Source organism: Variovorax paradoxus EPS (genome assembly GCF_000184745.1).
In the GTDB taxonomy this organism is placed as follows: Bacteria; Pseudomonadota; Gammaproteobacteria; order Burkholderiales; family Burkholderiaceae_C; genus Variovorax; species Variovorax paradoxus_C.
The window spans coordinates 1,221,993-1,235,669 of the sequence record NC_014931.1; the positions used below are offsets into that span (position 1 = coordinate 1,221,993).

Consider the following 13,677-nt stretch of genomic DNA (forward strand, 5'->3'; position numbering starts at 1 on the left):
AGAAAACCATGAGAAACCTCCGACCCGAAGAATCGATGGTCCCGCAAGGTTGGGACAATTCGGAACATTCGCACAGCCAATCGCCCTATGACATCGGGCAAAACCGGGTGAATCATCCGGCCCTGCTTCGAATTGGAAAAAGATCGGTGGACATTACCGCCGCGCTTTTCTTTTTCCTCGCATTCGGCTGGGTGTTCGTATTGATCGGCCTTTGCGTCATGATCAGCTCCGGCGCGCCCGTCTTCTATTCGCAGCCGCGCTATGGAAAAGACGGGCGGGTGTTCCGCTTCTGGAAATTCCGCTCGATGACCGCCAATTCGGCGCAGGTGCTCGAAGAGCATCTGAAAAACAATCCGGAAGCGCGCCGGCAATGGGACGAATACCAGAAGCTGGAAAACGATCCGCGGATCACGCCTTTCGGCAAATTCATCCGCAAGACCAGCCTCGATGAATTGCCGCAATTCTGGAACGTGCTCATCGGGGAGATGAGCCTCATCGGCCCGCGCCCCTGCATGCTCGAGCAGAAGGCGCTGTACGGCCACGACTGGGTCCACTACTGCGCCGTGCGCCCGGGCATCACGGGCCTTTGGCAAGTGAGTGGCCGCAATCAGCTCACCTACAACGCACGCGTCGCATTGGACGTGAGGTATGTCGAGACGCTTTCCGTCACGAAAGACGTCGATATCTTCCTCCGGACGATATGGGTGGTCGCAGTCGGGCACGGGTCGCGGTGAGCCACGCCATTCAGCAGGGATATCCAGCCACGACGACAAAAAGAACAAAAAAGAATTCGGGGCGCGTCAACCCGTATTCGATTGCCGGGATTTCGATCGTGTTCATCTACACGGTCATCTACTTCTATTTTCGGGATTTGCTTCCCGATAAATGGAGCGTCGATTCGGCAAAGATCATCGAGATCCTGAATTACGGCGGCGCGGGCGGTGATCTGGACAATTCGTTCGCCGTCACCGCGGCATTGTTCGGCCTCATCGGCGTGGACAACCTGGATGTCTTTACCTGCAGCGTGAGCGCGCTGTTCCTGCTGTTTGCGACCCACGATATTCGCCGGGCCGGCGATTTTTTTACGCGATTGCTCCTGATTGCGCCGTGCATCATGCTCAACATGTTTGCGCCGTCGAAAGAAACGGTGGTGCTCATCATGACGATGTTCATCACCGTGTCGGCGATCTATTTCCGCACTTCGAAGAGATACACCTTCATTTCTTTTCTGTTCCTGTATGCGGTCTATGGCGTATTCGTTCGTCAATATTATTTGCTGATCGTCGGTGTGTTCTTTTTGGTCTACTGGCTCTGGCGGCGGCCGCTTAAATACCACGTGCTGGCGGCCATTGTGGCGGCCGGTGCAATCATGGCAGCGCCATCCAGTGTATTGCAGACGTTGCAATCGCCAAGAGATACATCCAACGCCTATGCGGAGCAAATCGGCAGCGACAACCGGACGGCCTTTACCAATATCGCGTCGCCGGCCACCGGCCCGGGGTTTTTGGTCAATTACGCCTATGCCGGCACGGTATTGATTACGCCGGTACTGTATTTCCAGACGGCCAGTGATTTCTTCATGCAATTGATGATCGGCGCGATGCTGGTCATTCTTTACCGGGCCCGAAAGAAAGCCCGGCGCGGGCATGACCGCTACGAAACCAGATTCTTCGCCAGCCTTTTCATTGCCCACATCCTGGTGCAATTGATATTCGAACCCGATCTCGGAAGCTTTACCCGCCATTTGACCTCGGTGCTGCTCTATCTCATTGCCATCAAGGTTGCCGAGAGAAAACAATTCCTCAGATGAAAAAAATCCTGATTTGCGCCGTGCCATTCAGCGACAACCTCGGCGATGGGGTCATTGCCGCGTCGCTGGCGCACATTGCCGGCCTCAAATACCCGGACGCCACAGTCGAATTCCTCGACATTGCCGGGCGCCACGGATTCGACGAGCAAAACCTGCGCGGCGGCGGCGCATTCGGCGTTTTCCAGAAGCTGCCGGCGCTGCTGCGCTCGGCCATCGTGTTTGCGTATTGCCTCAAGAACTACTTCCAGCGCTGGCGCCCGCACTGGAAGGCGGCCGTGAGCGATGCCGACCTTGTCATCGTCGGCGGCGGCCAGCTCTTCTGCGACGTGGCGCTCAACTTCCCGGCCAAGCTCTTCCTCTTGAGCCGGCTCCTCCGCGGCAAGCGGGTGGCGGTGGTGTCTGTCGGCGTCACGGCCAAGTGGTCGTACTGGGGCAAGGTGCTCGTGGGCAAGTTCTTCAAGAACGCCGCGCCCGTGTTCTTCGCGACCCGCGATGCGGAGTCGGCGAAGAACCTGCACGACATCTTTCGCATTCCCCGGCCCGACATCCGCGTGGTGCCCGACCCGGCGCTGGTCTGCGAGAGCGCGTTCTCCAGCGAGCTTTCGCCCGACAAGAAATGGGACGTGGGCATCTGCGTGAGCAGCCTCGATGCGCTGGTCATGAATTCGGAGTACGGCGAATCGAACGCCATCGGCTCGGCGGATTTCTTCGCGAACCTCGCCGAGGCGCTGCAGCAGGAGGGCGCGCGCGTTCTCTACTTCACGAACGGCGCGGCCGAAGACAACCGCGTGATGGCCGAGATCTCGTCGCGCCCGGCCAGTGCGAGCGCGAACGCCGCGGACACCACTTTTCTCGTGCCCAAGCGCCCGGACGATCTGGTCGCGCTCATCAGCGCGTGCTCGTGCATCGCGGCGCACCGGTTGCACGCAAATATCGTGGCCTACAGCCTGAACATTCCCTCGGTGGGGATGAACTGGGACAAGAAGGTCGAATCGTTCTTCCGCCTCACCGGCCGCACGCAGTACCTGTTCGACCTGTCGCCGCGCCCGGACCAGCTCAAGGCCTCGGTGCTGCAGCTGCTGCGCGAGAAGAACGCCGACCGCGAACGGCTCGACGTGCTGCAGGGCGAAGTCATCGCCGGCACGCACGCGCTGATCTGACCGACCGCGGAGCGCGCCTCACCATGAAAGTACTGCACGTTGCCGAGACGCTCAAGGGCGGGCTGGAGACGTATCTCCGCACCGTCGCGCGCCACCAGACCACGTCGCCCGACATCAGCCAGGTGAAGTTCGTGCTGCCGGGGCAGGTCGACTGGCTGGGCGCGGAGAACACCCACGTCGTGCCGACCGCGCGCAAGGCCTCGGCGCTGCTCGGGTATGCGAAGAGCGTGCGCAAGATCATCGCGGCGGAGCGGCCGGCGATTCTTCATCTGCACAGCTCGATTGCCGGTGGTGTGGTGCGCGCCATGGCGCTCGCCGGGCAGGTGCCGCTCGGCGTGAAGATCGTCTATTGCTCGCACGGCTGGGCATTCGACCAGACCGGCCCCGCGTACAAGAACATCGCCTACCGCTGGATCGAGCGGCTGCTCTCCTGGCGCAGCGACGCGATCATCTGCATCAGCAAGCACGAGATCCGCATCGCCGAGAAATTCGGCATCCTGCGCTGCCGGTGCATTCCGAACGGCATCGACCGCATCGAGCAATCGATGGTGCAGCAGAGCGCGCCGGCGAGCGGCATCGAGCCACGCAAGGTGCTCTTCGTCGGCCGGCTCGACAAGCAGAAAGGCATCGACGCGCTGCTCGATGCCTACGCAAGGGTGCGGCCGAACTTCAAGCTCATCGTGGTCGGCGATTCCGTGCGCAAGGACCTGCAGCTCGCGCAGCCCGAGCACGTGGAGTTCAAGGGCTGGCTCGAGAAAGACGCGCTCGATGCCGTCTACCGCGCCTCTGACGCCACGATCGTTCCGTCGCGGTGGGAAGGCTTCGGCCTCGTCGCGGTGGAAGCCATGGCGCGCGGCAAGCCCGTGTTCGCCTCGGCCGTCGGCGGCCTTGTCGACATCGTGGAGCACGGTACCAGCGGCCGGCTCTTTTCCCTCGACCAGATGGACCAGGCGCTGCGCGACATCGATGGCCTCTCCGACGCGGCCCTGCAGCAGATGGGGCAGGCCGGGCGGCGGATCTTCGAGGAGAAGTTCACCTCGCAGCGCATGAACACGGCCATCGTCAACCTGTACAAGGAGTCGGTTCTCCGATGAAGATTTTTTCCTGCCGCGCCCGACGTTTCCTGCAGGTCCTTGCGTTGCTGAGCGTGTGGATGTTCGCTGGACATGCCGCGCAAGCCCGGGGCGTGAGCGGCATCGACACGGACTACCCGGTCGCGCTGAGCGTGCAGATCGACCCCGCCACCATCACCGACGCCGACCTCAATGAGATCCGCGCGGCCGGTTTCGAGTTCGTGCGCTTCGGCGTGCGCCCGCCGCTCAAGAGCGTGAACCCCGGCCTCATCGACTACTCGCGCCTCATCAAGCGCGTGCGCAACGCCAAGCTCGACGCGATCGTGACGCTGTTCGGCGGCAACGCAATCTGGGGCGCGAAGCCCGAAGAGCTGCGCGCGGGCGCCCGCAAGGAGAGCCTGTTCTCCGATTTCGCGGTCGGCTTCATGAAGGCGCACACCGACGACGTGGCCGTGTGGGAAGTGTGGAACGAGCCCGACCACAAGACCTTTTTGAACCCCGCGATGCTGTCGGATTTCGAAGCCGCATCGTCGGAGCTCTGCGCCAACATGGCCAAACAGAAGGTGCAGCCGAACATCGTCGTCGGCTTCGGTTTCGCGAACCTGCCGTTCGTGGGCGGCAAGGTGCCAAGGCAGTTGGAGAACGCCTTCGTCGCGGCCGCCAAGTCCGATTGCCTGACCGACATTTCGATCCACCCGTACCGACCGGTGCCCGAGACCGCCTTCGGCGACTACGAAAAGCTGCGCGCGCAGCTCGACCAGCGGCAACTGCAGAAGACCGGCATCGCCATTTCCGAATGGGGCTACGCCTCGTACCTGCCGGTGCGCAGCCAGAGCACGCAGGCCTCGCTGGTGTTTCGCGAATACCTCATCAACGCGGCAGCCGGCATCAAGCTGCTGAACCTCTACGCCTGGCGCGACCGCGGCCGCTCGTCGTTCTCGAAGGAAGACAACTTCGGGATCATGTCGAACGCGGGCGAAAAGAAAGAGGCGTTCTCCGCGCTCACCGAATTCCTGAAGATCGCCAGGCACTCGAAGAAAGTCTCGTACGACGACGCGAAGGGCGTGAACCAGTTGGTGCTCAAGCGCAGCGACGCGCTGCTGCACGTGCTGTGGACACCCGGCTCCGAAAAAGACGTGACCGTCCCCGTCGCCGAAGGCAAGAAGTGCACGCGCGTCGACTTCTTCCCAGAGATGCGCCGCGGCAGCTGCGGGCCCCGCGCGGGCGGCGGGTTCTCCGCGAAGGCCTCGGCCTATCCCGTGCTGCTGTCGATCTCGGACTAGACGCGATGGCGCGTCTTTCAGGTATCAGGAAACGTCTCGGCGGCCCGGTCTTCGCGATTGCCGACCAGTGCATCTACAGCGCGAGCCAGCTGTTGCTGAGCTTTGCGCTCGCGCGCGTGCTGTCGCCTTCGGAGTTCGGCATCGCCTCCGCATTCCTGGCGGTCGTGAGCTTCCAGTACATCCTGCACACGGCGATGGTGCACGAGCCCTTGCTGATCCGGCGCTTCTATGTGAGCCGGTCCGCGGCATGGACGAGCTGGGGGCTCGTCGCTCTCTTCTCGCTCGTGGGTTACCTGTGCTGGCAGCTCATCGTGTTTCCCGGGCAACTGCGCTGGGTGGGCGTGGCGCTCATCGTCGGCTACGAGATCTTCTGGCTCTCGCGCAGCCTGCTGCTCACCGGGCGGCGCTACGCGATGCTGTGCATCACCGGCGTGCTGATCTGCGCGGGGTATGTCGCGGTGCTCGGTGTCGAAAAGCCCGCGACATGGGGCGAGGCGCTGCTGCTGGTCTCGGCGTTGCAGTTGCCTTTCCTGATCCTGGTGCTGCTGAACCTGCGCAACGTCATGCCCGCATTGCCCGCTGCAAAAGATGCGCAAGGCCTCACCGTGAAGGAATCGATGGCCTACGGCTGGAAGGCCAGCCTCTCGCAGTTCATGAGCTGGATCATGACGGGCGGCGCCATCCTGCTCCTGGGCTCGTCGGCCGATTCGGAGCAGGGCGGCCTGCTCAAGATCTACATCACCTTCTTGCTGCCGATGCAGTACGTGCTCGCGGCGCTGGGCTACTACCTGCTGCCGCAACTGGCGGCCCGCTGGCATGCCGAAGACCGCAGGAGCGTGCACCGGCTCTTCGTGATGTTCGTGCTGATGGGGTTCCTCATCGCCGAACTCGCCGGCGTGGTGCTGGGCCTGCTCGGGCCGCACCTCGTGGTGCTGGCCTTCGGCGAGAACTACCGGCACATGGATTTCTCGCCCTTCTATTACGCGCCGGCCATCTTCGGTCTCACCATGTGTTTGCGCACGGGCTTCCGTGCCGCGGCGCAGCCGGGCGCGCTGTTGTTCTGCTCGGTCGTGGGGGCGGTGGTGTTCGGCATCGCGATGCTCGCGGCCAAAGCCCCGGTCTCGTACATCCAGACCATCCACGCGATGACGCTGGGCTTTGCCTGCATGGCCGCGCTGATGATCGGCTGGCTGTTCGTGTTCATGCGGGCGCCGAGGCTGCAGGGCGCCTGAGGGGCTGAGAAGCAACCTGCCATGAACAACAACAACATCAACCCCTTGCTCCGCGATGTCCGCCTGGACGAGCGCCTGCGGTTCCTCCGGGACGGCGTGGTGTGCCTGCGCCAGATCATCTCGCCCGAGTGGGTGCGGCGCGCGCAGGACGGCGTCGAGCACGAGCAGGTGATGTTCGAGTCGGGCGCAGGCGAGGTCGCGCGGCAGCTCACCGTGACGCGGCGTCTGCGCTGGATCTACGACCAGCTCTTCGACAGCGACCCGATGGCGGCCGGCACCCCCTGGCAGCAGGACACCTCATACGGCCTCGCCGACAGCCACCGCATCGTGCGCGTGTGGATGCCGGTGGACCATGTGCCGCGCGAAACCGGCATCGAGGTCGTGCGCGGCTCGCATCTCTGGAAGGCGGAGCGCGGCTGGGCCGGCCGCATCGAGGTGCGCGACATCGAGGCCAACCGCCGCGCCTTCGACATCGTCGGCTACGAGGTCGACGCGGGCGACGTGGTGGCCTTCAACTACCGCTCGCTGCACCATGCGGGCGCGAGCGGCGTGAACTTCAACGAGAAGCGCAGGGCGTTCGCGATCCTCTATGCGGACGACGCGCTCGCGTTGAGGCAGCGGCCGCCGCTGATGCCGCCGGCCGTTAGAGACCACGGGCCTCGCCTGGCATGAGGGGCGGACTATCCTTGTGCGCGGCACACCGCTGACCTAGGAGACCCGATGAAACCCCAACCGATCAACTACGAAGACGCTTCGGCCGAAGTGAAGGCCGTGTTCGACGACATCAAGACATCGCGCAAAGTGCCCGACGTCAACAACTTCTGGAAGTACCTGGCGAACGACCCCGTGACGCTCAAGCGCACCTGGTCGAGCCTCAAGGAAGTGATGGCGCCCGGCGCGCTCGACCCGGTGGTCAAGGAAATGATCTACCTCGCGGTGAGCGTCAGCAACGGCTGCGGCTACTGCATCGCGAGCCATCACGCGGGTGCGGAAAAAGCCGGCATGACGCCCGAGATGTTTGGCGAGCTCATGGGCGTGGTGGGGATGGCGAACGAGACGAACCGGCTGGTCAACGGGTATCGGGTGCCTATTGATCCGGCGTTCGACAAGTAAGGCCGTTGCGGTTCGGGGCGAGCGCTCCATTCGAATTGGCTGGTCGATCCAAAGCAAACCGTTCAGGCTGAGCTTGTCGAAGCCTCGCGCGGCGCTTCGACAAGCTCAGCGTGAACGGTTTGTCTTTTCGAACGCAACTTGGCGTCAGAGCGGTCGTTGATAGGCCGCACACCAGCAGCGCGTCCATGTGCGCAGGGCGTCGGGTGCTCCCCGCAGCGAAATCAAGGAGGAGCGAAGCGGGGGACATTCGCGGAGGGGAGTACCCGGCGGCCTGTGCACGCGCCCTGAATGACGGCATCAACCGATCGTCATCAAGCTCGCGTTGCCACCAGCAGCAGCGGTATTCACGCTCAACGCACGCTCAACCACAAGGCTTTCAAGCGGAATGCCCACATCCCCCGGAGCGAACGCGCGCACGCCGACGATCGGCCCCGACCGCGATGCGACGCGATGCACGACGCCCATGAGACCCGTCGCATCGCCGTGATGAAGAACGGCATCGAAGACCACGGTCTCCGAAGTCCAGTCGCTCGCAACGGCAACCGACTGCTGCACCTCGGCCGGCAGCGATGCGCGCAGACTTTGCGCGCCCGCATTCGCGGGCCATATCGCCGTGCTGCCCACCGAGAGCACGGCTGCCAGTTGCACCAGCCGATCAGTTTCCGCATCGGCAAGGCACAACACGGCTTCGCGTGGCTGCAGCGTGTAGACGTTGCGCTCGCCCGTGGGGCCGGACAGCGTGCGCGAACTGCCCGAGCGCGAGAGTTCTCCAAAGCGTCGGCATTGGGTTGCCAGTGCATCGCGGTTCGTTTCGTTAGCCCAACGGGTCAAAGCCGACAGCGCGACTTGTGGTGCTCCGGCTTGTGTGGTCGGCGATGCGTTTCCCGGGTCCGCATCCGCAATGGCGCGCACCAATATATCGTCCGGCCGCTTCGACAGCATGCGGTACATGTACAGCGGCCCGCCCGCCTTCGGCCCCGTGCCCGACAGGCCTTCGCCGCCGAACGGCTGCACGCCCACGACCGCGCCGACGATGTTCCGGTTCACATAAACGTTGCCCGCCTTCGCGTGCTCCACGATCTGCGCAATGGTTTCGTCGATGCGCGTGTGCACGCCCAGCGTGAGCCCGTAGCCCGTGCCGTTGATCTGCCCGACCAGCGCGCCCAGGTCGCGGCGGCGATAGCGCACCAGATGAAGCACCGGTCCGAACACTTCGCGTTGCAGCTCCGCGATGTTGTCGAGCTCGATGAGCGTCGGCATCACGTAGGTGCCCTGGCGCGTGTCGTGCGCGTACTCGCGGCCTTGCCGGTAGACGCGGCGGCCGCGGCTGCGCATGGTGGCGATGTGGCGCTCGATGTTGTCGCGCGCTTCGGCGTCGATCACCGGGCCTACGTCGACGGCCAGCCGCGCGGGGTTGCCGATGCAGCTCTCGGCCATCGCGCCTTTGAGCATCTCGATGAGGCGGTCGGCTGCTTCCTCTTGCACGCACAGCACGCGCAGTGCCGAGCATCGCTGGCCGGCGCTGTCGAAAGCCGAGGCCATCACGTCGGTGACGACCTGTTCGATCAGCGCGGACGAGTCCACGATCATTGCGTTCTGGCCGCCGGTCTCGGCGATGAGCGGCACGGGCGCGCCGTTAGCGCCGAGCCTTGCCGACAGCGTCTTCTGCAGGATGCGTGCGACCTCGGTCGAGCCGGTGAACATCACGCCCTGCACGCGCGCATCGGCGACCAGTGCGGCGCCCACGATTTCGCCGCGGCCCGGCAGCAGTTGAACGGCCGCGTGCGGAACACCTGCTTGCCACAGCACGCGGATCGCCTCGGCGGCGACGAGCGGCGTCTGCTCCGCGGGCTTGGCCAGCACCGGATTGCCGGCCGCGAGCGCGGCGGCCACCTGGCCGGTGAAGATCGCGAGCGGAAAATTCCACGGGCTGATGCACACCATCGGCCCGAGCGCGCGGTGCGTGTCGTTGGAGAAATCGATGCGTGCCTGTGCGGCGTAGTAGCGCAGGAAGTCGACTGCCTCGCGCACTTCGGCGATGGCGTTGGCGTACGTCTTTCCGGCTTCGCGGGCGAGCAGGCCGAGCAGGCGCGGCTGTTGGGCTTCGAGCAGATCGGCCGCGCGGTCGAGCAAGGCTGCGCGTTCCGCCGACGGTGTCGCAGCCCATGTCGTTGCGATGCCTTTGGCTTGCGTCACGGCCGATTCGACATCGGCCAGTGTGGCTTCGCGCACCTGCCCGACGACATCGCGATGGTCCGCGGGGTTCAGCACATCGGCCCAACTGCTGGAGGCTTCGCGGTCCTCCGCGAGCAGCGGTTCTGAGCGCCACTGTTCGGTGGCCGTGGCGCGGAGCGTTTCGCCCAGCAGGCGCAGGCTGTCGTCGTTCGCGAGGTTGATGCCTTGCGAGTTCTTGCGTTGCTCGCCGTAGAGCGCCGCGGGCAATGGAATGGCCGGGTGCGGCAATCCGACCGCGCCTTCCTTCGCCGCCATGTGCTCCACCGTCGCGACCGGGTCTTCCACCAGCGCTTCGAGCGGAATCGTCGGGTCCGCGATGCGGTTGACGAACGAGGTGTTCGCGCCGTTCTCCAGCAGTCGCCGCACCAGGTATGCGAGCAGCGTCTCGTGCGTGCCCACCGGCGCGTAGATGCGGCACGGCCGACCGAGCGGCCCGACCACCTGCTCGTACAGCGGCTCGCCCATGCCATGCAGGCATTGGAACTCGTACTGCCCCGGCTGATAACGCGACGGGTCCGCCATCGTGTAGATCGCGGCGAGCGTGTGGGCGTTGTGCGTGGCGAACTGCGGGTAGATCGCCTCGGGCGCATCGAGCAGCTTGCGCGCGCAGGCGAGGTACGACACGTCGGTGTAGGCCTTGCGCGTGTAGACGGGGTAGCCCTCGAGGCCTTCGATCTGCGCGCGCTTGATCTCGCTGTCCCAGTACGCGCCTTTCACAAGGCGCACCATGAGCCGGTGGCGGCTGCGGCGCGCAAGGTCGATCACGAAATCGATCACGAAGGGGCAGCGCTTTTGATACCCCTGGATCACGAAGCCGATGCCGTTCCAGCCCGCGAGCGCCGGCTCGAAGCACAGGCGCTCCAGCAGGTCGAGCGAGAGCTCGAGGCGGTCGGCTTCTTCCGCGTCGATGTTGATGCCGATGTCGTACTGCTGCGCGAGCAGCGTGAGCGCGCGCAGCACCGGGTACAGCTCGTCCATCACGCGCGCGTGCTGTGCGCGGCTGTAGCGCGGGTGCAGCGCCGAGAGCTTGATGGAGATGCCCGGGCCCGCATACACGCCGCGGTGGTTCGAGGCCTTGCCGATCGCGTGGATGGCGTCTTCGTACGCGATGCGATAGCGCTTCGCATCTTCGGTGGTGAGCGCCGCTTCGCCGAGCATGTCGTACGAATAGCGGAAGCCCTCGGCCTCCAACTCGCGTGCGTTGTCCAGCGCCTGCGCGATGGTCTCGCCGGTGACGAACTGCTCGCCCATCATGCGCATCGCCATGTCCACGCCCTTGCGGATCAGCGGCTCGCCGCCCTTGCCGATGAGGCGCGTGAGCACCGTCGAAAGGCCCGTCTCGCTGTGCGTGGCCACCAGCTTGCCGGTGAGCAGGAGGCCCCAGGTCGCGGCGTTGACGAACACCGAGGGGCTGCGCCCCGCATGCGACTGCCACTGGCCATGCGCGATCTTGTCGCGGATGAGGGCGTTGCGCGTTTCGGCATCGGGAATGCGCAGCAGCGCTTCGGCCAGGCACATCAGCGCGACGCCTTCCTGCGAGGAGAGCGCGTATTCCTGCAGCAGGCCTTGCACGAGGCCGGCGCGGCCGGCGGCGTTCTTGCGGTTGCGCAGTTGTTCTGCGATGCGATGGGCGAGGGCGTGCGCTTCTTCGGCTTGGCCGGCCGGCAAGCGGGCCTGCTCGAGCAGGGGCGGCAATGCCTCGGGTTCGGGGCGCCGGTAAGCGGCGGTGATCTGCGCACGCAAGGCCGAAGGCGCGGTGAGGCCGTCGGCGAAATCGATGAACGAGGAGGGCAGAGGGTCGGGGTTGTTGGCGCTCATGTCGAATCCGTGCTGGTGAGTTGTTGAATGATCTCAATCTCTTTGACGAATATTTCTTCGAAGAATGGCCGTATCGCCGAACAAATGACGGGTTGACGGAGATTCTTATTTGATGGATATTTCATCCAATATGACGGAATCAACGCCAGCCCCGGCTACCACCTCTCTCAACGACCGCATCGCCCAGCGCGTGCGCGACCTTCGCGCCTCCCGCAGCCTGTCGCTCGATGCACTGGCCACGCACTGCGGCGTCAGCCGCTCGATGATCTCTCTGATCGAGCGCGGAGAGAGCAGTCCGACCGCAGTGCTGCTCGAAAAGCTCGCCACCGGCCTCGGCGTTCCGCTCGCCTCGCTGTTCGACGATGCCGAGCCCGTCGCCAGCCCCGTGTCGCGGCTGGCCGACCAGTTGCAATGGCGCGATCCGCACTCCGGCTATGTGCGCCGCAATGTCTCGCCCGGCGGTGCCATCTCGCCGATACAGATCGTCGAGGTCAACTTTCCACCCAAGGCCCGCGTGGCCTACGAGACCGGCGCGCGCGAGCCACGCATCCACCAGCAGGTGTGGGTGCTCGAAGGGCGCATCGAAGTCACCGTGGGTGACGACCTCCACCGGCTCGATGCGGGCGACTGTCTTGCGCTCACGCTCGACCAGCCGATGAGCTACTACAACCCCACGCGCAAAACCGCGCGCTATGCCGTTGTGATCACCACGGCACCCACCTCCTGGAGATGAACGACATGACGACAACGACGACCGAGGAAGCACCCCGCATCCGTGCCCTTGCGGCGGTGAGCGATGCGGAGGTGCACGCACTGGCCGATCTGCTGATCGATTGCGTGGAGGGCGGCGCGTCGGTGAGCTTCATGCTGCCGATCACGCGCGAACGCGCCCTCGCGTTCTGGTGCAAGGTGGCCGAGGGCGTGGCGCGCGGCGAACGCGTGCTGCTGGTGGCCGAGGACGCCGAGGGCTTGCTGGGCACGGTGCAGCTCGTTCTGGATCAGCCCGAGAACCAGCCGCACCGCGCCGAGGTCTCGAAGATGCTCGTGTACCGCCGCGCGCGGCGCCGGGGCATCGGCGCGCTGCTGATGGGCGCGGCCGAGGACGCGGCACAAGAACATCGCAAGACGCTGCTGGTGCTCGACACATCGAGTGCCGAGGCCGAGCGGCTCTATGAACGAATGGGCTGGCTGCGCGTGGGCGTGATTCCTGGGTTCGCGCTGCTGCCGGAGGGCGAGCCGTGTGGCACCACGTTCTTCTATCGCGCGTTGGCGGCGCGCGCATGAGCGGTTCGTTGGTCACCGCGGCCGCCTGAGCGGCACGGATTTTTGTATCGCACCGTGTCTGGGGCCGCGCCGGATACGCAGCGCGACGAATCGGCAGGCGAACCGAAACACATGAAGGCGCGTGCCGCGATGGAATGAGCGCCTCATCCACTCGACACGAAGTCCGCCATGACCCTGCTCTCGCTCCACCATCGTTCAGGCCGCGCGTTTGCCGCCGTCCTGTTGTTCGCTACAGCTTTCACCGCGCAGGCCCAGCCTTCATCCGCCGCCGCCGATCCGCGCGGCCGTTGGATCACCGCGAACGGCAACCTCGAAGTCGAAGTCGCGCCCTGCGGCGCCGCGCTGTGCGGCACCGTCACCAAGGTGTTGGGCAACCGCTCGATGGCACCCGGCGGCGGCGACATGCAAGCCGCCGACAAACGCCCGGCGCTCGGCATGACGCTGCTGAAGGACTTCGCGCCCGTCGATGCAACCGCCGACCCCGCGCGGCCGCCCACCGAATGGGCCGGCGAGATCTACAACCGCGAGAACGGGAAGACCTATCGCTGCAACATGTCGGTCAGCACCGCTGGCAATGCGGCGGGGGAGTTGCTGCTGCATGCGTATGTCGGACTGCCGCTGTTCGGGAAGACGCAGCGATGGGTGCGGGTTGCGTCGAACGATTGACGT

The 13,677-nt window shown here is 64.8% G+C and carries 12 protein-coding genes; 11 read left to right on the forward strand and 1 reads right to left on the reverse strand.

The genetic code is table 11. From position 1 onward, the window contains the following. Positions 1 to 8: 8 nt before the first annotated feature. The 8 genes from VARPA_RS05450 to VARPA_RS05485 are packed head-to-tail and all read left to right on the forward strand — an operon-like array spanning position 9 to position 7,671. Positions 9 to 734: a sugar transferase gene (locus VARPA_RS05450; RefSeq protein ID WP_013539556.1), complete on the forward strand. Its 726-nt coding sequence runs from the start codon at positions 9 to 11 to the stop codon at positions 732 to 734. Continuing rightward, positions 701 to 1,810, forward strand: coding sequence for a hypothetical protein (locus VARPA_RS05455; protein ID WP_234974952.1), 1,110 nt, complete (start codon positions 701 to 703; stop codon positions 1,808 to 1,810). Before VARPA_RS05450 ends, VARPA_RS05455 begins: the two co-directional genes overlap by 34 nt. Next, positions 1,807 to 2,970, forward strand: coding sequence for a polysaccharide pyruvyl transferase family protein (locus tag VARPA_RS05460; RefSeq protein WP_013539558.1), 1,164 nt, complete (start codon positions 1,807 to 1,809; stop codon positions 2,968 to 2,970). Before VARPA_RS05455 ends, VARPA_RS05460 begins: the two co-directional genes overlap by 4 nt. Positions 2,971 to 2,993: 23 nt before the next feature. After that, positions 2,994 to 4,064 carry a glycosyltransferase family 4 protein gene (locus tag VARPA_RS05465; RefSeq protein WP_013539559.1) on the forward strand — a complete coding sequence of 357 codons (1,071 nt, stop codon included), beginning with the start codon at positions 2,994 to 2,996 and terminating at the stop codon, positions 4,062 to 4,064. Next, entirely contained in the window at positions 4,061 to 5,326 is a 1,266-nt protein-coding gene (locus tag VARPA_RS05470; RefSeq protein WP_013539560.1) for a hypothetical protein, read from the forward strand. The genes VARPA_RS05465 and VARPA_RS05470 overlap by 4 nt, the downstream gene beginning before the upstream one ends. Before the next feature lie 5 nt (positions 5,327 to 5,331). After that, positions 5,332 to 6,558 carry a lipopolysaccharide biosynthesis protein gene (locus tag VARPA_RS05475; protein ID WP_013539561.1) on the forward strand — a complete coding sequence of 409 codons (1,227 nt, stop codon included), beginning with the start codon at positions 5,332 to 5,334 and terminating at the stop codon, positions 6,556 to 6,558. 21 nt (positions 6,559 to 6,579) lie between these two features. Continuing rightward, on the forward strand, positions 6,580 to 7,230 hold the full coding sequence (locus VARPA_RS05480) for a phytanoyl-CoA dioxygenase family protein (protein ID WP_013539562.1): 651 nt from the start codon (positions 6,580 to 6,582) through the stop codon (positions 7,228 to 7,230). 48 nt (positions 7,231 to 7,278) lie between these two features. Continuing rightward, the gene (locus VARPA_RS05485) at positions 7,279 to 7,671 is read left to right on the forward strand and encodes a carboxymuconolactone decarboxylase family protein (protein WP_013539563.1); all 393 of its coding nucleotides are present in this window, start codon (positions 7,279 to 7,281) and stop codon (positions 7,669 to 7,671) included. A 297-nt stretch (positions 7,672 to 7,968) separates the two neighbouring features. On the opposite strand, the gene putA is transcribed toward VARPA_RS05485, so the two are convergent. Then, the gene (gene putA, locus VARPA_RS05490) at positions 7,969 to 11,724 is read right to left on the reverse strand and encodes a trifunctional transcriptional regulator/proline dehydrogenase/L-glutamate gamma-semialdehyde dehydrogenase (RefSeq protein WP_013539564.1); all 3,756 of its coding nucleotides are present in this window, start codon (positions 11,722 to 11,724) and stop codon (positions 7,969 to 7,971) included. 130 nt (positions 11,725 to 11,854) lie between these two features. Here putA and VARPA_RS05495 point away from each other — a divergent pair, with 130 nt between their 5' ends. The 3 genes from VARPA_RS05495 to VARPA_RS05505 all read left to right on the forward strand — a co-directional run bounded on the left by VARPA_RS05495 (position 11,855) and on the right by VARPA_RS05505 (position 13,674). Beyond that, positions 11,855 to 12,457, forward strand: coding sequence for a helix-turn-helix domain-containing protein (locus VARPA_RS05495; RefSeq protein WP_041942783.1), 603 nt, complete (start codon positions 11,855 to 11,857; stop codon positions 12,455 to 12,457). A gap of 5 nt (positions 12,458 to 12,462) precedes the next feature. Next, complete coding sequence (locus VARPA_RS05500) at positions 12,463 to 13,008, forward strand: GNAT family N-acetyltransferase (protein WP_013539566.1); 546 nt, start codon at positions 12,463 to 12,465, stop codon at positions 13,006 to 13,008. A gap of 168 nt (positions 13,009 to 13,176) precedes the next feature. After that, positions 13,177 to 13,674, forward strand: a complete 498-nt coding sequence (locus tag VARPA_RS05505) for a DUF2147 domain-containing protein (RefSeq protein WP_013539567.1) — start codon at positions 13,177 to 13,179, stop codon at positions 13,672 to 13,674. Positions 13,675 to 13,677: the final 3 nt, after the last annotated feature.